At 35.9% G+C, this 22,896-nt stretch carries 19 protein-coding genes and 1 pseudogene; 13 read left to right on the top strand and 7 right to left on the bottom strand.

All coding sequences use genetic code 11. The features are described 5' to 3' along the window. The first annotated feature begins 104 nt into the window (after nucleotides 1-104). Both IGL98_RS02130 and IGL98_RS02125 read left to right on the top strand, forming a co-directional pair. On the top strand, nucleotides 105-878 hold the full coding sequence (locus IGL98_RS02130) for a helix-turn-helix domain-containing protein (protein WP_206841349.1): 774 nt from the start codon (nucleotides 105-107) through the stop codon (nucleotides 876-878). A gap of 64 nt (nucleotides 879-942) precedes the next feature. Continuing rightward, entirely contained in the window at nucleotides 943-1,305 is a 363-nt protein-coding gene (locus tag IGL98_RS02125) for a VOC family protein (RefSeq protein ID WP_206841303.1), read from the top strand. A gap of 438 nt (nucleotides 1,306-1,743) precedes the next feature. Here the strand turns inward: IGL98_RS02125 and IGL98_RS02120 are convergent, their stop codons facing one another. Then, a complete protein-coding gene (locus tag IGL98_RS02120; RefSeq protein ID WP_206912571.1) occupies nucleotides 1,744-3,288 on the bottom strand; it encodes a helix-turn-helix domain-containing protein in 1,545 nt (514 codons plus the stop codon). Between the two features lie 162 nt (nucleotides 3,289-3,450). Here IGL98_RS02120 and IGL98_RS02115 point away from each other — a divergent pair, with 162 nt between their 5' ends. The 3 genes from IGL98_RS02115 to IGL98_RS02105 are packed head-to-tail and all read left to right on the top strand — an operon-like array spanning nucleotide 3,451 to nucleotide 6,866. Further along, on the top strand, nucleotides 3,451-5,016 hold the full coding sequence (locus IGL98_RS02115) for a PTS transporter subunit EIIC (protein WP_206841307.1): 1,566 nt from the start codon (nucleotides 3,451-3,453) through the stop codon (nucleotides 5,014-5,016). 11 nt (nucleotides 5,017-5,027) lie between these two features. Continuing rightward, the gene (locus IGL98_RS02110) at nucleotides 5,028-6,374 is read left to right on the top strand and encodes a class-II fumarase/aspartase family protein (RefSeq protein ID WP_206841309.1); all 1,347 of its coding nucleotides are present in this window, start codon (nucleotides 5,028-5,030) and stop codon (nucleotides 6,372-6,374) included. A 24-nt stretch (nucleotides 6,375-6,398) separates the two neighbouring features. Further along, nucleotides 6,399-6,866 (top strand): PTS sugar transporter subunit IIA, encoded by a 468-nt coding sequence (locus IGL98_RS02105; RefSeq protein ID WP_206841311.1) that lies wholly within the window; start codon nucleotides 6,399-6,401, stop codon nucleotides 6,864-6,866. A gap of 409 nt (nucleotides 6,867-7,275) precedes the next feature. Here the strand turns inward: IGL98_RS02105 and IGL98_RS02100 are convergent, their stop codons facing one another. After that, complete coding sequence (locus IGL98_RS02100; protein ID WP_242590255.1) at nucleotides 7,276-7,536, bottom strand: hypothetical protein; 261 nt, start codon at nucleotides 7,534-7,536, stop codon at nucleotides 7,276-7,278. A gap of 483 nt (nucleotides 7,537-8,019) precedes the next feature. Here IGL98_RS02100 and IGL98_RS02095 point away from each other — a divergent pair. Then, nucleotides 8,020-8,576: pseudogene (locus IGL98_RS02095) on the top strand (helix-turn-helix domain-containing protein). Nucleotides 8,577-8,710: 134 nt separating this feature from the next. On the opposite strand, the gene IGL98_RS02090 reads toward IGL98_RS02095, so the two are convergent. Continuing rightward, entirely contained in the window at nucleotides 8,711-10,219 is a 1,509-nt protein-coding gene (locus tag IGL98_RS02090; protein ID WP_206912563.1) for a DUF1846 domain-containing protein, read from the bottom strand. Nucleotides 10,220-10,689: 470 nt separating this feature from the next. Between IGL98_RS02090 and IGL98_RS02085 the strand changes: the two genes are divergently transcribed. After that, complete coding sequence (locus IGL98_RS02085) at nucleotides 10,690-11,016, top strand: winged helix-turn-helix transcriptional regulator (RefSeq protein ID WP_069646005.1); 327 nt, start codon at nucleotides 10,690-10,692, stop codon at nucleotides 11,014-11,016. Between the two features lie 90 nt (nucleotides 11,017-11,106). Continuing rightward, on the top strand, nucleotides 11,107-11,715 hold the full coding sequence (locus IGL98_RS02080; protein WP_206912561.1) for a hypothetical protein: 609 nt from the start codon (nucleotides 11,107-11,109) through the stop codon (nucleotides 11,713-11,715). 136 nt (nucleotides 11,716-11,851) lie between these two features. On the opposite strand, the gene IGL98_RS02075 is transcribed toward IGL98_RS02080, so the two are convergent. From IGL98_RS02075 to IGL98_RS02065, 3 genes are read right to left on the bottom strand one after another with little or no spacing between them, the layout of a single operon-like run. Next, nucleotides 11,852-12,853 (bottom strand): sugar kinase, encoded by a 1,002-nt coding sequence (locus IGL98_RS02075; RefSeq protein WP_206841322.1) that lies wholly within the window; start codon nucleotides 12,851-12,853, stop codon nucleotides 11,852-11,854. Beyond that, nucleotides 12,846-13,499, bottom strand: a complete 654-nt coding sequence (locus IGL98_RS02070; RefSeq protein WP_206841325.1) for a bifunctional 2-keto-4-hydroxyglutarate aldolase/2-keto-3-deoxy-6-phosphogluconate aldolase — start codon at nucleotides 13,497-13,499, stop codon at nucleotides 12,846-12,848. The genes IGL98_RS02075 and IGL98_RS02070 overlap by 8 nt, the downstream gene beginning before the upstream one ends. Before the next feature lie 21 nt (nucleotides 13,500-13,520). Then, nucleotides 13,521-15,347 carry a glucose PTS transporter subunit IIA gene (locus tag IGL98_RS02065; protein WP_206912559.1) on the bottom strand — a complete coding sequence of 609 codons (1,827 nt, stop codon included), beginning with the start codon at nucleotides 15,345-15,347 and terminating at the stop codon, nucleotides 13,521-13,523. Between the two features lie 303 nt (nucleotides 15,348-15,650). Here IGL98_RS02065 and IGL98_RS02060 point away from each other — a divergent pair, with 303 nt between their 5' ends. Then, nucleotides 15,651-16,850 (top strand): enolase C-terminal domain-like protein, encoded by a 1,200-nt coding sequence (locus IGL98_RS02060; protein WP_206912558.1) that lies wholly within the window; start codon nucleotides 15,651-15,653, stop codon nucleotides 16,848-16,850. Between the two features lie 78 nt (nucleotides 16,851-16,928). Here IGL98_RS02060 and IGL98_RS02055 read toward each other — a convergent pair whose 3' ends face one another. Continuing rightward, nucleotides 16,929-17,636, bottom strand: a complete 708-nt coding sequence (locus IGL98_RS02055; protein ID WP_206841333.1) for a GntR family transcriptional regulator — start codon at nucleotides 17,634-17,636, stop codon at nucleotides 16,929-16,931. 331 nt (nucleotides 17,637-17,967) lie between these two features. Here IGL98_RS02055 and licT point away from each other — a divergent pair, with 331 nt between their 5' ends. The 4 genes from licT to IGL98_RS02035 all read left to right on the top strand — a co-directional run bounded on the left by licT (nucleotide 17,968) and on the right by IGL98_RS02035 (nucleotide 22,853). Beyond that, nucleotides 17,968-18,816 carry a BglG family transcription antiterminator LicT gene (gene licT / locus IGL98_RS02050; protein ID WP_206841336.1) on the top strand — a complete coding sequence of 283 codons (849 nt, stop codon included), beginning with the start codon at nucleotides 17,968-17,970 and terminating at the stop codon, nucleotides 18,814-18,816. Between the two features lie 142 nt (nucleotides 18,817-18,958). Next, nucleotides 18,959-20,857 (top strand): beta-glucoside-specific PTS transporter subunit IIABC, encoded by a 1,899-nt coding sequence (locus IGL98_RS02045; protein ID WP_206912556.1) that lies wholly within the window; start codon nucleotides 18,959-18,961, stop codon nucleotides 20,855-20,857. 46 nt (nucleotides 20,858-20,903) lie between these two features. After that, nucleotides 20,904-22,328, top strand: coding sequence for a glycoside hydrolase family 1 protein (locus IGL98_RS02040; RefSeq protein WP_206841341.1), 1,425 nt, complete (start codon nucleotides 20,904-20,906; stop codon nucleotides 22,326-22,328). 138 nt (nucleotides 22,329-22,466) lie between these two features. Then, the gene (locus IGL98_RS02035) at nucleotides 22,467-22,853 is read left to right on the top strand and encodes a VOC family protein (RefSeq protein ID WP_206841343.1); all 387 of its coding nucleotides are present in this window, start codon (nucleotides 22,467-22,469) and stop codon (nucleotides 22,851-22,853) included. The last annotated feature ends 43 nt before the right edge of the window (nucleotides 22,854-22,896 follow it).

The raw sequence follows: 22,896 nt of genomic DNA, 5'->3' as shown, positions 1-22,896 counted from the left end.
AGCTTATAGATTCTATTAGTTTATCGAGTGGGCATGATACAACAAGCTTGGAAATCCTTATTTATAGGGATTCTCAAGGCTTTTTCTTTAAAGGAGGAATAAAAATTAAAACAAAGATGCCTGAAATTCTTTCTTTCATTTCAGAAGAAGCTGTTAGTAGAAAAATGACAAGTGAGGAAATTGCCGTTCACTTTGGTTATGATAAACATCACTTTAGTCGGAAATTTAAAGAAATCAATGGATTCAGTGTTGCTGAATTTCTCTCTAGTTTAAAAGTTGAAAAGGCGATCTTTGAACTTGATGAAGAAAAGCGAATACTCGACCTACAAGAACGTTCAGGTTTTGAAAGCAGCGGTAGTTTCACGAATACGTTTAAAAAATATACAGGAAGTTCTCCTAGAGCGTACAAAACTGAAATGAGTGCGCTTTTTGATGATATGAAACGTTTTGAAACGGATGATAAGGATCAGTCGATAGCGCATTTTGAAGAAAAGAGTCATTCTTTTTGCACAGTAACGATTGAAGTACCGGCTGGATTTGAAAAAGGGATCCTATTTATTGGACTTTTCCGTACACTTATACCGAATCATATGCCTATATCTGGATTAGCTACTAAAAACTTAATAGGAAATAAATTGAATAATATTCCAAGAGGAGACTATTATTTATTGGCTTGCGGGATAAGCCGTTCCAATAATGTTCTATCTTACTTTAACTTAGGCAATAGTTTACGAGGTAAAGAAGATGAAAGATTATCTTTCCCGAATTGTTCTGGCAATCATTACACGATTAAGCTAAGAGAACCAATACCAGAAGACCCACCCATATTAGTGAATGTGGGAAAACTTTTGATCTCCCGTTTAAAGAACACAATCTAGGATAATATTATTTGATCATGAAATGATAAAATAATTGTAAGTTAATGAAATGGAGGAAATGTTTATGGGTTTAAATGTAAAGAGTATCACTGTAGGTCTACCAGTAAGTAATTTGGAGAAGACTGCAAGTTGGTATGAAAAACTTCTTATGAGTGATGAGAAACTTATCCCTGTTGAAGGCGTTATTGAGTATCAAATTGGTTCTGTTTGGATTCAACTGTTCGAAGAAAAAATGACTATTTCAGAGAACGTTTTACGTTTAGAGGTGGAAGATTTAGACACAGAATTTGAACGTTTAAAAACACTTGGCGTAATCGTTGACGAGGTGATAGAGGATGTACCAGGTATCATTCGATACGTTGATTTCTCTGATCCTGATGGCAATAAGTTATCGTTCTATTGGTTATACGATCAAGAATCGGTTTAAACAGTACTTATATAATGAACATAACGCTAAAACGACGGATAGATGATTCGTCGTTTTTTAATTCTAGAAATAATACTTAAGTGGAGTAAGATATAACTTTGGTATGATTCTCTCTGTTGTTCCAAGCGGAAGCAAGAATAATAGCTGTAAAAGAAAAAATGAAAAACAGTTTGATTAAAATTCTAGCGGCAAATAGGATTTTAAAGTTCAGCAGTATTAGCCAAACTGATATTAAATAACGATAAATTTAGACAAGACTTAGATAATCAACTACTTGTCTTTTGAATTAAAAAGAGCAGAAATAATAATCTAGTCCGCTATAAGAAAAACTGTCAGGAATAACTCATGACAGTTTTTTCTATTCAAGTATTATAGAACCCCACGGCTCTCTTTTATTCTCCAATCCCATTCACCTTCTCTAAGACAACAAATAACCTATCATACGAAAAAGTTAGGATAAACTTCTTTTAAACACTCAGATAATTGACCGTTTTCGATTGATTGAACCTTTTCAACAAATTCTTCAGCTACTAATTTTCGATGTGAATTGCTAGAAAAACTTAATTTCAAGAGATAATCAATTTCTTCATGATGAAGAAAATAAAGTGTTTTAATAATAGGAAAATCTAAATTCTGTAATGATTTTGATATTCTATTTGAGAAAGTAATCAACGTATCGAAGTTTAAATGATTAAGTAAATATAATTCATTGATATGAAGAGTGTCAATAATGTCAACATCAAAATGATAGGTCAATTGTTCAGCAAAAAAAGCCGTTTTTTCTTTTGCTGAATTACTTATAATGACAATCTTTTTGGTATTACGACCCATTATTTTATTTTTTAATACGTGTTTTCGAAAAATAAGAACCAGCGTTGAAAGCTGTTCTTTACTCATAGAAATAGTCGGTTCTATTCTGTGTCGATAAGCGTTTGTCACTTGCTTAAATAAAAATGGTAATTCTTCTGAAACATGATCTAATTTATTATCATAAAAATCATACTTCAATGTGTTCCTTATTTTTACTTTATAGATATAATCATAGATTTCTTGAATCAATACAGTTCTTGTATAAAAGGTTGTTACAATATTTTGTTCCACCTTTTCAACAAATTGATCACATTGTTCAACTAGCTCTGGACTAGTTGGAATAGACAGCTTTTTATTATAATCTAACGAAGCCAATATGGCATTAATTAAATTGTTTTCATCTTTTTCGTTAAAAAAGAAAAAATCTGGTATTTCCGAAAAATTGGTTTCTCTAACGTTCTGATCTTCCCGAATCCGACAAAAAGCGATTAAATAATAAACAAACAAAAATTTTTTACTTGAGTAATTGATGCGAACTTCATGTTTATTTAGCAGCTCTTCAATATAGTTCATATCAATGATATTCTTCGACATATACTGCGAAAATGCTAAGTAAATCAGTTTTTGGATTGGATTATTTGCTAAACGTTCTACAATTCGATTGTTTTCATCTATTTCTATTACTTTTGCAAGAATTTTGGCTAATTCTATTCGATAATGTTGTTCCTCTCCTATGACCTGTATTCCTTTTGAAGGGAAACTTTTAATGACAAATTCTCGTTCCTTTAGTAAATCAGAAAACAACGTTCGATCTTTTTTCCGAGTGGATTGACTAATCTCCAACTCATTATACATCGTTGTCAAATTAATGTACTTTTCTGTAAAAGAGATAACCATTAAATAGTCTAATCTCTCGTAACTATTTGTGGCATAATCGGTAATCTTCAGAGCACTAATCGCATGAATTAAATCTGTATAGCTCAATTGACTGATAATTGTGGCATCTGTAATAATGAATTGTTTCTCTAACGCTATATGATCATTTAATTCTAAAATCGTACGGCGAATCGTTGAGGGAGATCTCTCATATCGATAGGCTAAATAAGAAATGGTAACATTGGATTTTTCTTGTATCCTATTTGCGATTAAAATAGAAAATTCATTGATTGGCATTTCGTAACTCCCTTTAAAAAATTTATTTTATTATATCACAGCGTACAAACAATAAGTGAATGGTCATTATTTGAAAAAGTTCCTTTTCAAAATATGACATTTTATAGAAAACGGATTCATCGTACTATATAGGCATAAATAAGTTAGGAGAGAAGAGAAGAAATGAAAAAGAAATCGAATTTAAAAAAAGGGGTTCAAACATTTGGTCGTTCACTTTTGTTACCAATTGGAGTGATGGCTCCTATCGGCATGATTATGGGGTTAACTAATGCCTTGACACAAAGCTATTTAATTGAAAAAGCATCCTGGTTAGGCAATGATACTTTACAACAAATTTTAATTAGCTTGAAAACAATTTCTTCTGTTGTTTTCGAGAACATTCCTTTGTTATTTGCAATGGGTGTTGCGTATGGAATGAGTAAAAGAGATAAGGGAATTGCTATTTTTTCATCTGTGTTAGGTTATTTGACTCTGCAAGTCGTAATGAATGTATACTTAACCATTACGGGTACACTTGCTAATCCTGAAAAAATGAGTGAGGTTGGTCAAGGGTTGGTTTTAGGCATTCAGACGTTAAAACTTGAAGCTGCTGGTGGGATTATTGCAGGTTTATTAGCAGCCTATTGTTGTGAAAAATGGTATACGAAGGAATTACCACTTGCTTTTGCTTTCTTTGGCGGGAAAAAATTCGTGGCGATTGCAACATTCTTATTAATGATTCCGATTGGTTTAGTTCTTCCAGTTGTTTGGGCGCTATTTACTAAGTTCTTGATTTTTATTAGTCCAATATTCATGAATGATACGTTTGGTGTTGGCTTGTATTGGACAGCTCATAGGTTGTGTATTCCCTTTGGCTTACATCATGTTCTTGCATCCGTCGTACGTTTTACCGAAGCTGGTGGTGTGTATGTGATGGATGGCGAAAAATATGTAGGTATTTTGAATGCAGCAAATCACTTATTATTCAATTTAGGACCAGATAGTCAATACTGGTCACAATTAGGACCTAAGCTATTTAGCTATCTCGCAAGCGGACAAATGTTAACAACTCTTTTCCGTATCCCTGCTATTGGTCTTGCCATGTATCATACGTCTTTTGTAGATAACAAAAAAATTGCGAAAGGCGCAATTTTAACGGTTGTTTTAACAGCTTTCTTGGGAAATATAACCGAACCTATTGAGTTTTCATTTTTATTTATTGCACCTCAGTTATTCTTTGTTTATGCCGTTTTATGTGGAGTGATGTCTATCCCGTTAAACTTTTTACATGTTTCGATAGGCTATATTCGTGGAACGATTTTTGATTTTGGTATTTTTGGTTTACTTTATGATAAGACCCATTGGATAAATCTTGTTTTACTTGGAATTGTAAACTTTATTGTATTCTACTTTGTTTTCCGATTTGTGATTAAGAAATTTAATCTTGAAACGCTCGGAAGAGAGAAATCCATGGGCGATAAAACACTGTTAATGGAAAAACGTTATGATGAAATAGCAGAGTTAGTCATAAAAGGGCTCGGAGGAATTGAAAACATCAAAAACGTTGATAATTGTGTTTCACGTTTGCGTATAGACTTGGTAAAAAATGATGCTGTAGATAAAGATATGTTGAAAGATACAGGAACAAGTGGGGTATTCTTTCCACAAGAAGGACATATTCATATTGTTTTTGGTCCCTATGTAGAATTTGTTCGAAATGCAGTAGATACCGCAATGAAAAAGAAATAGAGGTGATGAACATGGCTTTAACCGATTCAATGAGTAAAACCCTTGATGATTATGGCGTCAATCAATTATTGTCTAAAGAAACAAAACTCCAAACATGGTTAGATGTTGAGAGCGCTCTGGCTACAGCGCAAGCAGAATATGGTGTAATACCAACATGGGCAGCTGAAAATATTAAAAAAAATGCGAAATTTGAGAAGTTAGATTTAGATAAAATGGATGAGATTTATCGTAAAGTGGGGCATGGTTTTGTTCCCTTTGTTAAAGTATTTGTTCAAGCTTGTGATGAAGAAAGTGGAAAATACATTCATTACGGTTCTACAACACAAAATATTCAGCAAAGTGCTCAAAACATCATCTTAAAACAGCTCAATCAAAAGTTCCTTGATTTAACAAAGAGTATCCTATTAAATCTTGCGGATATAGCAGAAAAAAATGCATCGACTGTGATGGCCGGCAGAACGCATGGCAAGCATGCCATTCCCATCACATTTGGTTATAAAGTTTCTACGTGGATGTCAGAGATTTTAATGAGCGTGGAAAGACTTGAACAGCTTGAACCAAGAGTCTTTACGATTATGATGGGTGGTGCAGTGGGCGCATTCAATTCCACAGGAAAAGTTGGTTTAGACGTACAAAAACGTGTTGGAGAGTTGTTGGACATGGATGTGATGATGATTCCCTCTCGATCAATTAATTCGCAAAAGATTGAATATATTAATGCATTAGCTCTTCTTGCAAACAATTTTCATAAAATTGCAGAAGAAGTTTTCCAGACCTCTATAGAAGAGTTTGGAGAAGTGTCTGAGAACTTTAAAAAAGGAACGATCGGCAGTTCAACGATGCCACATAAGATTAATCCAAAATTATCTAAAGGAATTATAGCAAATGCTCAAAAATTATATTCATTAACGCAGGTTGGTTACTTTTCAAGTGCACGACCTTTTGAAGCGGATAGTACTTCTAATATGCTTTTCGATGGACTGTTGACAGATTCCGTAGAATTGATGCGTGAAATTATTATTCGTACAGTTGACTTAACAAAGACCTTAAATATTCATAATGAGCGTCTCTATGAAAATGCAACGATCAATCATGGGATCGACAATAGTGAATATATTATGATGAAGTTAGCAGAAAAAATTGGAAAAGATCAAGCACATGAAATGGTCTACGAACTTGCAATCGATGCAGAAGTCAATAACAAAAAATATTCTGAAGTCTTGCTTGAACATGAACTACTGAAATCTATGTTTTCTACTGAAGAACTGTTAGAGCTACTCAAACCAGAAAATTATATAGGTCTATCAAAAGAGATTACGCTTGATACTGTAAAACTGATTCGAGGAACCTATTTATAATTATTTTTTAAGGAGGATGTGTGTATGTTTGGCTTAAAAAGAAAAAAAAATCTAGCATTAGTTACCCCTACAACTGGAGAGGTAATCAATTTAGATAAAGTGTCTGACGAAGTGTTTTCTAGCCGGATAATGGGGGATGGTTTTGCTATCATTCCTACTTCAAATGAAGTCGTATCTCCTATAGACGGTGAAGTTTTAAGTATATTTCCAACCAAACACGCCCTAACAATTAGAAGCAATGAAGGATTGGAAATCCTTATTCATATGGGAATTGATACTGTCGCTTTGAAGGGAGAGGGATTTGAAATTTACGTTTCAGAAGGGGATAAAATTTCTGCAACTCAGCCAATCGCGAACATGGATTTAGACTATATTAATGAACAAGACAAAGAAACTACTATTATGATTTTGATAACAAATTTAGATAAAAGGAGAGTCAACGTACTAGAAGGGCAATCTGACCCTGGTACATTAGTTTTATTTGTAAAATAACAACTAAAGCATCAGCATGAGAGAATATTAAAAACATTAGCTCAAGCAACATAATAAATTGAAACCAAAGAGAAACTGAAGAATCGTTTGATTTAAACAAGTAGTTGGATAACTGGCTACTTGTTTTTTTGATACACATCAGTAGTAGTTGGTACTAACTGTGGAAGTCTAGACTAAAGATAGTAGCAATACTGCAGCAATCCCCCAGTTGAATTTTGTGCTCAAATTGTGCTGCTTTAATAATTTTTCAATCATTTGTTACTCGTACTTTCTATCCAGTATCCCAATACTACTAACATATCCAGTTTATTCTATCCTATACAACTCAACGTAATTTATACAATCGACAACAGCTCAATACTCTACCATTTTTTTCACAAGTACACACCGCGTAGTATATCTAAATGGATTAAAAGACCAAAGTTCCTGAGCTTTTTAAATATAATTCACGACTTGTTCCGCAAGAATGATTCATTTCCCACTTATCATCGGGAAAAAGCTGCTTTATTCCATCTTCGTCAAAATAATAATGAGGAACGTCTTCTTCTATTCCCACCTTTAACACAAATGTATCTTTTTCGATTTCTTCTCCTTGCCATACAAATCCGCTTTTGTCGATTTGATCGTTCCAAAAAAATAGCCACCTGTTATAAGAGAATAATAAATGCAATCAACCGCTTCAATTATTTTATTCAAAGTTCTATGCTGAAGAACCACCCAACTAAAAACATCATGCAAAAACTCTTTCTTGCTCCAAGGATAGTTTTCCATTAACGACATAGACTTAGCATATATGTTTTTTTGATCGCAAAATAGTGTATTACAATCTGCCTTATTCTCCCCATCTTTTTTAAGTTTTCCATTTGCTATGTACTATAAGTATATCATATTTAGCTGGTCGTACTTTCCTCAAACTCTTTATTTCAACTGTAATTAATTGATAACCTGTGCCATAATTATTTTTGAACCATTACTTCTTGACTTGGATCCTATTTTCGAAAAACCAGTTATATCAATATTTCTACCAATGTAAACACCTGTATACACACCTATTTTTAACAAAGTATACGCTAATAGACAGACAAAATAGACCCTTCTATATTATCTTAGACTCAAAGGAGACAGTAAAATGAACTTTAATAAGCAATTATAAATTTATCGTGAAAGAGATGGGTATTCTCAAGAGGAACTTGCAGAAAAAATCTATGTTACACGGCAAACAATTTCTAAATGGGAGAACGATCATACTTATCCTGATATTCATAATTTGATTGCTTTAAGCACTTTTTTGATGTCACTTTAGATGAATTAGTCAAAGGAGATGTAGAAATTATGAAAAAAAATCAAAACATCGAGGCTGATAGAATGAATCGACTCTCTTGGGTCATGCTCGTATTTATGGTTCTGGCCGCTTTATCCATCGGTCCTGTTATGTTACTTTGGGGCTGGTATGGCTCAATTATTTCTTTTGTTCTTTGGGGAATCTCTATGATTGCGGCTTTAAAAATAGAGAAAATCAAAAAGGAAAGAGATGTTCAAACCTATAGTGAAATTGTTGCTTTTATAGAAGGGGAAGATCTTGAGGCAGCCAGAACCAAACGAAATAAAACAAGGGATCGCTGGAATAAAGCAAAAATCATTATTGTCTTTTCATTAGCTGCTGGAGGGGTTGCTGCACTCAGTTCTTTTCTATGGATTTGGCTTTCCTAAAATTACAATGTACTGATAATTACGGTCTGAGTATAAACACTAAATAACAGTTGAAAGTGAATGATCAGCTTTCAACTGTTATTTTATTAACTACTTTTGTATTATTTGACCATCTTCAATCTCTCACAACTAGCTTAAATATAATACAAATTCTCAGACGGATAAACCGCATCACTCGTAATATCCAATCCTAACTCTCTTAACGTTTGCTCATCATTCTTACTCAACATCACAGTAGAATGTGCTTGTACATCATTTAATTCAGATAACTTATCATAAGCCAATTGTGCTGTCGGGTTCGTAACAGCACTAATCGCTAAAGCAATCAAAATTTCATTGGCTTTTAACGCTGTAATTTTACTGTGTAGATCTTTTCTTTTCATCGTTTGAATCGTTTCAAGAATCACTGGTGATAACAATAAAATTTCATCCGATATATTGGCTAAGGTCTTAATAGAATTCAAAATAGCCGATGAACAAGAATCCATTAAACTACTGGTTCTGCCTGTTACAATTCTGCCATCTGTTAACTCAAATGCAATAACGGCAGGTGTATCATTACTTTGGGTTTGTTCTCTTAATCGTTCTGAATACTCTCTAGCAGGAAGCACCGCTTTTCGGTCTTCTTTTTTCAGCTCGACTTCTTCCATGATCAATTTAATACGATTAACTGTTTCTTCATCGATCAAGCCTTTTTTAAAGTCACATTCTGTGGCAAAACAGCGACGGATAATTTCTTGCTTAGACGCTTCTTTCACCACGTCATCATCGATGATCCCAAAACCGACACGATTAACACCCATATCCGTTGGCGATTGATAGATAGATTCTTCACCTGTAATTTTTTCAATGATTCGTTTGATTACAGGGAATGTCTCCACATCACGATTATAGTTGACCGCAACTTTTTGGTATTTATCAAAATGGAATGAATCGATCATATTCACATCTTTTAAATCAACGGTTGCTGCTTCATAGGCAATATTTAGTGGATGCTTCAACGGAACATTCCAAACTGGGAAGGTTTCAAATTTTGAATAGCCGGCGGTCTTACCGTTTCGACTTTCATGATACAGTTGATTCAAACATGTCGCTAATTTCCCACTACCAGGTCCTGGTGCTGTCACGACCACGATTGGTTTCGTTGTTGGGATATACTCATTTTTACCAAAGCCTTCTTCGCTGACGATTTTTTCGAGATTTGATGGATAATCTTCAATCGCCCCATGTTTAAAGACTTTGATATCTCTTCGTTCCAACTTGTTAATGAACATTTTTGTAGACGGCTGTCCGCTGTAGCGTGTAATAACCACACTATTAACTGCTAAGCCGTACTCTCTTAATTCATCGATTTGGCGTAAAATATCCATATCATAAGTGATTCCATAATCGCCACGAATTTTGTTGCGTTCAATATCACCTGCGTAAACACAAATCAAAATCTCAGCTTGATCTTTTAATTTTTGTAAAAGTTTGATTTTAGCATCTGCATCAAATCCTGGTAACACACGTTTTGCATGCATATCGCCGATTAATTTACCGCCAAATTCTAAATATAATTTATCATAGTGATTAACTCTTTCAAGAATATATTTTGATTGTTCTTCAATGTACTTTTGTGGATCAAAACCCAGTTTTTTCACGTGAGAACCCTCCGATATTTGTATACTGTCATCTATTATAAACTTATTTATTGCTGATTACGATATGGAATTTTAAAATTTAACAATGAAGAATAATATAAAAACTGCGAATCCTTTAATACTGCAGAATTCACAGTTTCTTTTTATCGTTATAAACGACTGTCTAAAGTGAAATAGTTCATTCCTAACACCCATTACTTTGGTATAATAATGATACGTTAAGAAATAGCTGAAGCTCTGAACAAGGAGTTCAGCCATAAAGATATTCCTTCTGAAATTGTAGTAACGCTTGTTGCTTACTATATTGTAGTAGTGATTAAATTTTTTATCACTCTACTCTTTAAGTAAAAAGAGCACCCTCCTTTAGAGTCAATTTTCCTAAGTCTAATTATCTATTTTCGGTTGCTAAAAAAACTATAATAAGCATAGACGCTAGCATCTTAGACATCATACATAGGAGCTGATTTTCAATGATAAAAAAAGAAGAAATGCCGCTTTGCGATGTGGCGACTACTGTTCAATTGATCGGCAGTAAATGGAAGACATTGATTTTACGAGATCTGATCACTGGGCCAAAAAGAAATTCTGAGCTAAAACGCTCATTATCTGGAATCTCACAAAAAGTCTTGACTGAGAGTCTTAATTCCATGATAGTAGATGGCATTGTAGAACGAGTTGATTTTCAAAAAGTGCCGCCTCATGTTGAATATCAATTAACACCACTAGGAGAAACGTTGCTCCCTGTTATTGAATCCATGCGACAATGGGGGCAGTTTTATAAAAAACAGCTTGGATAGATGGTTACAAATTAGTGCCTACTTAACATTTTCTGGAAAATTGTCTATACTTTTATTAAAGCGATACACAATTATGAGGAGGATATCTAAATGAATACTGAAACTACACCCATCGAAGCTGTTCATACCGACGTTGAGTATACAAAGCTAAACGGCGAACCTGTTTTAAGAGTTGTAAAAAAAGACAAGCTGATGGAATTTGACGAGAATACATATGCTAAATTAGTTGGGTCATCTTTTCATAATGGCACAATCGAAGTGAAAATGTTAAGCCGTTTATTACCAGATGCGCCAGATTTTGCGCGTGGTTTTATTGGGATTGCCTTTAGAATCAATGACACAGATACAAAATTTGACTCTTTCTACGTTAGACCGACAAATGGCCGCATAGAAGATCCTGTAAGAAAAAATCGTGGGGTTCAATATTTTTCCTATCCTAAATACACGTTTGACTATTTTCGAAATCTTGGTATTACCGATTTTGAAGGGCCAGCTGATATTGGGCTTGATGAATGGATCAGCTTAAAAGCTGTGATCAACGGGGCCAAAGGAGAATTTTATCTAAACAATAGCGAAGAACCTGTTTTAATAGTGGAAAATATGAAACACGGTGCTAATGCCAAAGGAGCGATTGGATTCTTCGTTGACATTGGGACAGAAGCCTTCTTCAAGGATTTGAAAATTACCACAGTAGAGTAAGAAAATCATATAAAGTGGTTGGGACAGAAGGGGTTGCTTCTGCTCCAACCGTGTATTTGTACTTAGGGTGTGAAACAAAAGTGATTTTCACTTTTGTCCCACACCCTTCTTGTTGTTATATTTTTGTTTCATGTCATCATCGGTTGATCTTCGCTGAATCTTGTTCAAGAAACATACTTACTTCTGATTCTGTATACTGATTACAGTCACCTTTGAGCATATGCTTCAAAACCGAAGCGGCTGTTGCAAATTCAACTGTTGCTTGCAGTGAGTTTTCCAATAATAGACCGTGTATTATCCCTCCGCTATATGCATCACCGCCACCAATACGATCAATAATAGGATCGATTTTGTAATTTTTAGACGTATAACACTTTCCTGCGATCCACAACGTACCTTGAAGTTCGTTACAACTTGTTGAATGAACGATTCGATTCGTTGAATAAAAGGATTCTATTTTTGGAAACATTCTATTCATTTGTTGATAGTAATAGGCAATATCTGCGCCTGCTGATTGTTCAGGAATTCCCAACAAGTGAACTGCATCTAATTTTCCCGCTGAACAATAATCAACATATTCCAAAATTTCTAACAGAAAATCTCCAGCTTCTTTTTGGCTCCAAAGATTTTGCCGATAATTGCAATCAAAGCTAACTTTACATCCTTTACTTTTAGCTACTTTTACTAATTCGAGTGTGAGTTGTTGCCAAGGTTTAGAAAGTGCAGGCGTAATGCCAGAGATATGGAAAAGATCCACTTCTTCAAAAAGTCCCGAAACATTCCATTCCAACTCCTTCATAGAAGCAAACGCAGAACCTTTTCGATCGTAAATCACGCTAGTTGCTTTTTGGCCGATCCCCTGTTCTACATAATAAGTTCCTAAGCGACCTTGACCTTTTAGTAAATGATTCGTTGAAACACCATAACAATTTAAATGTTTTTCGACCGCTTGACCAAAATCATTGTCTGAAACTTTACTGGCAAATTGTACCTGATGCCCATAATTAGCTAATGAAACTGCAACATTAGCTTCGCCACCGCCATAATAAACATCTAATTGATTCGTACGGTTAAGACGAATGCCTGGATTGGTTGACAAACGCATCATGATTTCCCCAAGACAAATGACTTTAGCCATTCTCCAAACCTCTGATCTCAGTTAATTTTGCTGCATATTGTTTCGCAATTTCTGTGACTTTCTTAAAGTTCCCTTCTGCCGCTGGCGCAAGTAGATTTCCACCAACACCAACTGCTACAACACCAGCATCAAACCAAGTCGTCATATTTTCCAAACTAACGCCACCTGTGGGCATCAAATTAATATGAGGTAAGGGTGCTTTAACAGCTGTGACCATGCTTGGGCCACTGATGTTACCAGGAAATAGTTTGATAATGTCAGCGCCGCTTTTCAAAGCCGTTTGCATTTCCGTAATCGTCACACATCCTGGCAAATATGGAATTTGATACATATTGCATAACTCAGCTGTCTCTTGATCAAAACTTGGACTTACCACAAATTCAGCGCCTGACATAATTGCCAAACGGGCAGTTACTACATCTAACACCGTCCCTGCACCAATCACAACCTCTTGCCCTTGATAAGATTGGATTAATTCTCGAATTACCGTTTGAGCATTCGGTACAGTAAAGGTCACTTCAATTCCTTTTAGCCCGCCTTCTATGATCGCTTGACTGGCTTTAATAGCTTCTTCTTGATCTTTTCCACGAACTACTGCAATCACACCAGCTTTTTCTAAACGTCTTAAAATCTCCATTCGTTTCATCTATTTATCCCGCCTTTTTTATTAACTAAGCTGCGCTCTTTCAAGTAATGTACCAGCTTGATGCTGACCTTCCAAATCTCTTAAACCTGACAATGTTAATACACGATCCATATTCGTAATCACAACAACGATCATGCTTTCTTTTCCTTGGCTGTGAATATAATCAAGATCCATTTGGGCAATTTTTGTATCTATAGACACCTTGTCTCCGACTTTTACAAAAAGTTCAAAGCCTCTTCCAGCTAAAGAGACAGTATCAATTCCCATATGAACAAGAACTTCAATACCGTTTGCGGTTTTGATTCCAATTGCATGCTTTGATGGAAAAATCGTTGTAATTGTTCCGTTAACAGGTGCAAAAACCGTTCCATCGATCGAATCAATGGCAAATCCATCACCCATCATTTTTGTTGAAAAAACTTCATCTGGTACATTCTCTAAAGGAATATAGTTACCTTTAGCTGTTGCATGAAGATCAACTTCATTTGTTAAAACGTCGTCTTCCTCTTCTTGTTTAGGTACCATAACGTAACAAAGTACAAAAGACAAAACAAGAGCAATCAGCATTCCTAATACCGCAAAAATGAAATATTGACCGATATATGCTGGTAAACTGAAAATACTAGATAAGATATAGCCATAGATACGAACTCCAAAGAAACTAATAAATGCTGATGCAACAGAACTACCAATTGTTGCAGCAATAAATGCTTTTTTATATTTAGACAAAATTCCAAACAACGCTGGTTCTGTAATTCCTAAAAGACCAGAAATTGCCGAAGATAGTACAAGCGATTTTTCCTCTTTTGTTTTTACTTTCGTATAAATTGCGGCAGTCGCCCCTGTGATGGCCATATTCGCCATAAACATCATTGGCATCAACATGTCATAGCCTTGATTAGCGAAGTTTTGTAGGGCAATTGGTGTCATTGCATGATGCAAACCAGTAAAGATTGCAATTGGACGAATCGCACCCACAACGATTCCAGCTAAAACAGGTGAAATTGAGAATAACCACGCAACGCCTGCTGCCAATAGATTTCCTAAATGAATACTGATTGGGCCTATCACGGTCAACGTTAACAATCCTGCAACAAACAGTGAAATGGTCGGCGTGAAAACTGTTCGTAATACTTGTGGCAAGACTTTATCCACCCAACGGTAAATATAACTCAATGCCAAAACAGCAAAAATAATTGGAATAACGGTACCAGCATAATTAAAAACTGGAACTGGTACGATACCAAACAACTGAAATGCCGATATCTTACCTTCAGCAACCGCTGCAGTCATCGTTGGAAATTGTAAAATTGCTGCAATTGCAATGGCCAGATACTGATTCGTTTTAAAAATTCTTGCTGCTGATGCTGCTACGAAAAATGGTAGAAATGTAAAGACACCACTAGCTACCATATCGATAATCAAATACGTATCCGTTTGGTTAGAGATCACATTCAACGCAACTAAACCAGCCATCAACCCTTTGATCATCCCAGCGCCTGCAATTGCTGGAACAATTGGACCAAAAACGCCTGAAACAGTGTCCATGAATACTGAAACAATTCCTTTTTTCTCAGTGTCACCTTGCTGACTATTTTCATCTAGCCCTAGTTCTTTAGTAATTGGTGTAAAATAATCTGCAACATCCGTTCCGATTACAACTTGTAGTTGATCGCTTTGATATTTAGTCCCAACAACTTTAGGCCTTTTTTCCAACGCGGCATAATCCACTTTCTTTTCATCCTTCAGATTAAAACGTAATCTCGTCATACAATGCCAAACATTATTGATATTTCCCGCTCCGCCAACATCTTCAATGATTTGCTTTGCTATTTCTTCGTGCTTCATTTTTTATCCCCCTTGTTCGGAACATTTACTTCCACTCATTTGTCTGAACCAATAGAATGGGCATTCTTGTTTCCGTTTTCACCAACATAGTAGCATGGAAAAACTCTCTTGTAAAACCAGTCCTTTTAACAGAATATATATATATAACACCTATAAATCAGCGTTTTTAATTACAAAAGTAAAAAATTGGACTGGTTTTATATCGTTTAACTCATTTTTTTCAGACCAAATTGACAGGGTCTTATTATCATGTTTCAATAAACGTAGAATTAATCTGTATCAATAAAAATTGGAGTGAAAAAAATGACACCATCAATCATTACCGACATAAAAAGTTTTGCGATAAAACCCGATAGACATAATCTACTTGTAGTTAAAGTTGAGACCGACAAAGGTGTTTCCGGTATTGGCTGTGGAACTTTTCAGTTCCGGCCTTTAGCTGTCCAAACAGTTGTGGAAGAATATCTGAAACCACTTTTGATAGGACGAGATGCCAATCAGATCGAGGATATTTGGCAAGTCATGAATGTGAATTCTTATTGGCGCAATGGTCCTATCACTAATAATGCGATTTCTGGTGTAGACATGGCTTTATGGGATATTAAAGGAAAACTTGCCGATATGCCCCTCTATCAATTGTTAGGTGGAAAAGCTCGGACGGCAATCCCCGCTTATACTCATGCAGTGGCAGATAATTTAGAGGATTTATTTGGCGAAATTGATAAATTTCTTGATGAAGGATATCGCTATATTCGTTGCCAACTAGGTTTTTATGGCGGGAATCCTGAAAATCTACAAACACCAAATCAGCCAATCTGTGGTTCTTATTTTGATCAGGAAGACTACATGCAAACGACCTTAAGCATGTTTGAAAGTGTAAAAAACAAATATGGCCATCGTTTCCAAATGTTGCATGATGTTCATGAACGTTTACACCCTAATCAAGCTGTTCAGTTCGCTAAAGCGTCGGAAAAATATAATCTGTTCTTTTTAGAAGACATTTTGCCCCCAGATCAAAACGAGTGGTTAGCGCAATTACGTAGCCAATCAGCAACACCGATTGCTACTGGTGAATTATTCAATAATCCTATGGAATGGAAAGAGCTTGTCCGTAACCGTCAAATTGACTTTATGCGGGCACATGTTTCTCAAATTGGTGGGATCACACCAGCATTGAAACTTGCACACTTCTGTGAAGCAATGGGCATTCGTATCGCTTGGCATACGCCTTCTGATATCACGCCAGTTGGTCTAGCAGTGAATACGCATTTGAATATCCACTTACACAATGCTGCGATTCAAGAAAATATAGATATTCCATCTAATACAAAAACACTTTTTGGCAATATTCCTGCTCCTGAAAAAGGCTTCTTTTATCCGATTGAGCAAAGTGGTATTGGTATTACATTTGACGAAGAACGTGCAAAAGACTATCCAGTTGTTTATCGTCCACATGAATGGACACAAAGCCGAACACCAGATGGTACAATCGTTACACCATAAGAGTATGAATAAAAACGACTAACTTCTTTATAAACAGCAACCTATTGCTGAACAAAAGAACCTTAGTCGTTTTTGTATTTAGTCTATTCTTGAACGATGAATCTCTCGATCGAACGGCCGAATATACGTCACGGAATAGTCAATCGCAATAATACTACTATACTCAAAGACCTGCCCATCCTCTAATATCGCGCGATTGGTGATTTGCATCGCAGGGGTTCCTCTTTTACATAATAGTAGTTTAGACTGTTCCTTTGAGGTGGTGATAGGATCATAACTCGTAATATAGTGGGAAATACGGTACCCTTTCTTTTCCACATAATTTTGAATTGAATGCTCTACCACTTGCTGAGATAAATCAGGAAACATCGAAGCTGGTAGCTTAGAAATCTCTAATTGCTCAATTTTGTAGTTTACGATTCGAATTCGTTCAAAGGTCCAAATTTCCTCCAACTCACTCACTTGAAAAATTTTTTGTTCTTCCAAACTAGCCGGTGCTTTTTTCAACTTGATCATTTTTGATCCAATCCGATCATATGGTGTTCTAGTCAATGAATTGAAGATCAACGGATTTTTTCGCCATTTTTCATGAACGAAAATCCCTGAACCTTGGATAACTCGTACAATACCAATTTCTTCCAAATTTTTTACTGCTTGTTGGATAGTAAATCGTGACACACTATAAATTTCGGCAAGTTTTCTCTGATTAGGCAATTTACCGTCTTTATATTCTTCTTGATAGATTTTACTTAACAAATCTTGGACGATGAATTCACGTTTTTTCATGAGAGTCTCCTTCACTTGATTATTCTCTTTTAACTATACCTTGATTATTCTAAGAAGTTAATGGAAAATAGCATTTAATTTTATCGTAAAAAAAATTATTTTAGATACAGCTTATCACATCTATTCTGATTTTAATGCATCATCGTTCACAAACTAAACATTTCACCTTCAAAATACATTGACAGCGCTTTCTTTATAGTGTATATTTGCTTTGTTAAATGGATAGTGATTATTAAGTTAAGCTAAACCTAAACAACGCCTCTTGGGCTTTTGTTTGGGCTTTTTTTCTATTCTTAGTCTCTTTATTTATGGTAAAAGGAGGACGATTGCTTTGGAAATTCTAAAAATATTAAATAATAATGTCGTCATTGTTCGTAATGATGAACAGGAAGAAGTAATTCTTATGGGCAATGGATTGGGATTCCAGATGAAGGCTGGATTACAAGTAGAGGCAGAAAAAATCGAAAAGGTTTTTAAATTGGAAAATCCAGTTGAATCGGAACAAATCGAACAACTATTTGCAGAAATTCCGGAAAATATCATTGAAATCTCCTACAAAATTTTATCACATGCCAAAGACGTTCTAGATAAAGAGCTAAACGAAACGTCCTTTATTGCGATTGCTGATCACTTACACTCCTCTATCCAACGAGCTGAAAAGAATATCCAAGTAAAAAACTTTTTATTATGGGATATCAAACGTTTTTTTCCAGTCGAATTAGAAATAGCACGTTCGGCTATCAAAATGGTCAATCAGCAACTACATGTAAATTTGACTGATGATGAAGCAGGTTTTCTAGCTTTGCACATCACAAATGCTCAACTCGACAGCAACCATGAAGATGCCGTCAGTCTGACTCAGTTGATTGAAGAAATATTGACCGTCATCAAATATACACTCAGAATTAATTTTGCTGAAAATGATATTTACTTTCAGCGATTTATTACACATTTAAAATTTTTCACCGAACGAGTATTAAAAGCTCATCCCGCCAAGACCTCTGCAGACCAAGTCGAAAATGAGCTATTTACTCTTGTCACAAATCAATATCCAGAAGCTTTCGAGGCAACAAAAAAAGTCACTGAATTGTTAAAAAATAGACGCAATTACACGATGTCAAAGGATGAGCAGGTCTATATCACCATCCATTTAGCTCGAATCATCGATAAAACAAGTTAGTTAGAGAGAAATTCTCTTCATCTATATTATTTCCCTAAAAAGGAGCGTAGGAAATCGTTTGCCTTTGGAAAGGCGCTGGATCGTGACATTAAGTTGGCGAGACCTCTGAATAAAAAATAATAAATCATTTGGAGGAACGAAAATGGGTAAATACGAAGTACTTGCAAAAAATATTGTAAAAGAAGTTGGGGGCAAAGAAAACGTCAATTCTTTAACAAACTGTATCACACGCCTTCGGTTTAAATTAAAAGATGAAAGTAAAACAAACACCGAAGCCTTAAAAAATATGGATGGGGTCGTGACAGTCATGCAAGCTGGCGGACAATATCAAGTCGTGATTGGGAATCATGTACCTGACGTTCGCAAAGATGTTGATGCTGTCTTAGGTGTTTTAGAACCTGTTGCGGACAATGGACCTAAAGGGAATTTATTCGATCGATTTGTAGATATGATTTCAGGTATTTTTCAACCTATTCTGGCACCTTTATCTGCAGCAGGTATGTTAAAAGGGGTCAATGCTATTTTGGCCTTTGCTTTAGGAGCTGGTTTTTCAGCCAGTCCAACATATGCAGTCTTTAATGCAATGGGAGATGGGCTCTTCTTGTTCTTGCCGATTTTTATTGGCTATACAGCAATGAAGAAGTTTGGCGGTTCACCATTCTTAGGAATGATGATTGCTTCCAGTCTGGTTTACACTGGATTTATTGACGGTTCTGCTACAGCAGCATTTGCGGAAAGTGGTGGATTGAATTTCTTTGGGATTCCGTTTTCGATTCCAGTAGCGGGTTACGGTTCAACCGTTATGCCGATTATCGCGGCAACTGCATTCGCAGCATTCTTAGAAAAGCAGTTAAGAAAAATCATCCCAGACGTTGTAAAACTATTTTTAGTCCCATTCTTTACGGCAATCGTCACGATTCCACTAACCTTCCTAGTCATTGGACCGATCATGAATGTTGTTTCTGACGGACTTGGAAATGGGTTACTTGCCATTCAAGCATTCAATCCGATCATCTTTGGTGCAATCCTTGGTTTCTCTTGGCAAATTCTCGTTATGTTTGGGATGCATTGGGCGCTTATTCCATTTGTTATCATTGCACTATCTCAAGGGCAACCAACCTCTCTTTTAACTGGATCAGGAAGCGTATCTTTTGCTCAAACAGGTGCAGTACTTGCGGTCATGTTAAAAACGAAAAATTTGAAATTAAGAGAATTATCCATTCCAGCCTTTATCTCAGGACTGTTTGGTGTGACTGAGCCGGCAATTTACGGGATCACCTTACCAAGAAAGAAACCTTTCTGGGCTTCTTGTATTGTCGGAGGTGTGACTGGTGCTATTGCCATGGGTTTAGGCATTCAAGGTTATCAAATGGGCGGGCTTGGTATTTTTAGATATACATCGTCCATTTCACCAGATGGCGATATAAAATACGCGATATACAATGTGATATTAGACATTTGCGCACTTGCAGCTGGTTTTGCTTTAGCATGGGCATTAGGCTTTAAAGATGATGAACCAACGATCCAACTATCAAAAGAAGAAGCAAAACTTGCCGCTACAGGACACAAAAAGAAATTAGCGAAAGACGACGTTTTTTCTCCTGTAGAAGGTAAAGTGTTGCCGTTAAGTGAAGCACGGGATGGGGCCTTTTCGGAAGGAATCATGGGTAAAGGAGTGGTGGTCGAACCGACTAAGGGCGAAATTGTAGCACCATTTGATGGGACAGTAATGACTCTTTTCCCTACCAAACATGCGATTGGTTTAATTTCAGATAATGGAACTGAGCTATTGATTCATATCGGTATCGATACTGTTCAATTAGAGGGCGAGGGATTTGAATCATTCGTTGTGCAAAATGCGAAAGTCAAAAAAGGTGATAAACTGGTTACCTTTGATATTAAAGCGATTGAGGAAGCAGGCTACAGCACACAAGTTCCGATCATTATTACAAATACACCCGACTATGCTGATGTGATCGCGACTTCTGAATCATCAATCAAGCAAGGCGACCTCTTAATCACTGCGATCATTTCAAATTGATTGTATTGAATCAAAACTAATTTTATTTATAAAGGAGTACAAATACATGAGTTTTCCAAAGAATTTTTTATGGGGCGGCGCAACAGCTGCTAATCAATGTGAAGGTGCCTGGGATCAAGATGGCAAAGGGGATTCTATTTGCGATCATAATCGGGCTGGAAGTCGAACAGCCAATACACATCGCGCATTCGATTTAGAGATCGATACAGACCAATATTACTACCCCATTCATACGGCGATCGATTCTTATCATCGTTACAAAGAAGATATCGCCTTATTTGCAGAAATGGGTTTTAAAGTTTACCGGATGTCGATTGCTTGGTCTCGGATCTTTCCTAATGGAGAGGAAGCAACACCCAATGAAGCAGGTTTACAGTTTTATGATGATGTTTTTGATGAGCTCGCTAAATATGGGATTGAACCACTTGTCACGATTTCCCACTTTGAAATGCCTTTTAGCTTAGGAAAAAACTATGATGGTTTTTTAGACAAACGGACGATTGGTTTTTACGAGAATTACGCTACGACTCTGTTTGAGCGCTATAAAGATAAAGTAAAATATTGGCTAACGTTCAATGAAATCAACTTTGGTACAATGGATCATGGTAAACGAATCAGCGGATTATTCAATCGTGACTATACCGAAACTGAACAATACCAAGCACTGCATAATGTTTTTCTAGCTTCAGCGCGAGCCGTTATTGCGGGTCACAAAATCAATCCAGAATTTAAGATCGGCTGTATGTTAGCTTATATCACTATGTATCCAAAAACTTGTCGACCAGAAGATGTTTTGAAAACACAGCAAATCAACGAAAAATTCAATTTTTTCTGTGGTGATGTTCAAGTCAAAGGAAAATATCCTTATTTCATGAAACGTTATTTTGAAAAGAATACTATTCAAATAGAGATCACAGAAGAAGATAAAGCACTTCTCAAAGCTGGAACAGTGGATTATTATACATTTAGCTATTACATGACCACTTGTATCACAGATGATTTAGAGTCTCGTGACGATAAAACCGGTGGAAATCTGTTTGGCGGCGTATCAAACGAATATCTTGAAACCAGTGATTGGGGTTGGCAGATTGATCCTGTTGGCTTGCGTTATACGTTAAATCAAATCTATTCTCGTTATGAAGTACCGTTAATGGTCGTAGAAAATGGTCTTGGCGCCTTCGATGAAGTAGAAGCGGATGGCTCGATCAATGATGATTACCGTATCGATTACTTCAAACGCCATATTATTGAAATGGAAAAAGCAATTGATGATGGTGTCGACTTGATTGGCTATACACCATGGGGCTGTATCGATCTAATCAGCGCTGGAACAGGAGAAATGAGTAAACGGTATGGTTTCATTTATGTTGATCGCGATGATGAAGGAAATGGTTCGCTTGATAGAAGTCGAAAAAAATCATTCCATTGGTACAAACAAGTAATCGAATCGAATGGGGAAAATCTTTCTTAAAACATTTCTGATACAAGACGGTATAAGTAATTTGCGAAGCCAAGTTACTTATACCGTTTTTTCTTATAAAATTTTGAGCGCATCAATTGATATTAAGGCTAAATCTGTTATCGTAAAAATAAAAGGAGTGTGATCAAAATGAAACAACCAATAACGTTTATATCAGTAGCTGAACATGCAAAAATTCAAATGGATTTCTATGTAGAAACGTTTCCAAACACCAAGATTCAAGCAGTCACTTATTATGATGAATACCCTGAACGTGTCTTAAACGGACAATTAGATTTAAATGGAACCCCAATCTACTTTTTAGAAATGGGACCAGAAAATCCAGTTGCACCAGGTTGGAATCTTTCCTTATATGTGGAAATGGACAGTGAAGAAGAATTTGACCAAGTATTCTCAGCTTTAGCTGCAGATGGCTTTGTTATGATGGGACCAGAACCTGCTGGGATTTTCCAAAAAGTAACATGGCTAACTGATAAATTTGGTATTACTTGGCAGTTCGTATTCGCTGGAAAATAAACTAACTCCTATTTTATTAGATTAAGTATTCTCTTTATACCGA

This window comes from Enterococcus sp. DIV0840 (genome assembly GCF_050527835.1).
Lineage (GTDB): Bacteria > Bacillota > Bacilli > Lactobacillales > Enterococcaceae > Enterococcus_L > Enterococcus_L ureasiticus.
The sequence above is the reverse complement of the archived record's forward strand: the minus strand, read 5'-3'. Positions and strand labels throughout refer to the sequence as shown.

Coding starts and splice junctions, on each gene's coding strand:
- IGL98_RS02110 (WP_206841309.1), top strand. CDS start 5,028: ATGGCTTTAACCGATTCAATGAGTAAAACCCTTGATGATTATGGCGTC.
- IGL98_RS02065 (WP_206912559.1), bottom strand. CDS start 15,347: ATGAAGCACGAAGAAATAGCAAAGCAAATCATTGAAGATGTTGGCGGA.
- IGL98_RS02035 (WP_206841343.1), top strand. CDS start 22,467: ATGAAACAACCAATAACGTTTATATCAGTAGCTGAACATGCAAAAATT.
- IGL98_RS02055 (WP_206841333.1), bottom strand. CDS start 17,636: ATGAAAAAACGTGAATTCATCGTCCAAGATTTGTTAAGTAAAATCTAT.
- IGL98_RS02075 (WP_206841322.1), bottom strand. CDS start 12,853: ATGGCTAAAGTCATTTGTCTTGGGGAAATCATGATGCGTTTGTCAACC.
- IGL98_RS02080 (WP_206912561.1), top strand. CDS start 11,107: ATGAATACTGAAACTACACCCATCGAAGCTGTTCATACCGACGTTGAG.
- IGL98_RS02085 (WP_069646005.1), top strand. CDS start 10,690: ATGATAAAAAAAGAAGAAATGCCGCTTTGCGATGTGGCGACTACTGTT.
- IGL98_RS02040 (WP_206841341.1), top strand. CDS start 20,904: ATGAGTTTTCCAAAGAATTTTTTATGGGGCGGCGCAACAGCTGCTAAT.
- IGL98_RS02060 (WP_206912558.1), top strand. CDS start 15,651: ATGACACCATCAATCATTACCGACATAAAAAGTTTTGCGATAAAACCC.
- IGL98_RS02120 (WP_206912571.1), bottom strand. CDS start 3,288: ATGCCAATCAATGAATTTTCTATTTTAATCGCAAATAGGATACAAGAA.
- IGL98_RS02115 (WP_206841307.1), top strand. CDS start 3,451: ATGAAAAAGAAATCGAATTTAAAAAAAGGGGTTCAAACATTTGGTCGT.
- IGL98_RS02105 (WP_206841311.1), top strand. CDS start 6,399: ATGTTTGGCTTAAAAAGAAAAAAAAATCTAGCATTAGTTACCCCTACA.
- IGL98_RS02070 (WP_206841325.1), bottom strand. CDS start 13,499: ATGAAACGAATGGAGATTTTAAGACGTTTAGAAAAAGCTGGTGTGATT.
- IGL98_RS02125 (WP_206841303.1), top strand. CDS start 943: ATGGGTTTAAATGTAAAGAGTATCACTGTAGGTCTACCAGTAAGTAAT.
- IGL98_RS02045 (WP_206912556.1), top strand. CDS start 18,959: ATGGGTAAATACGAAGTACTTGCAAAAAATATTGTAAAAGAAGTTGGG.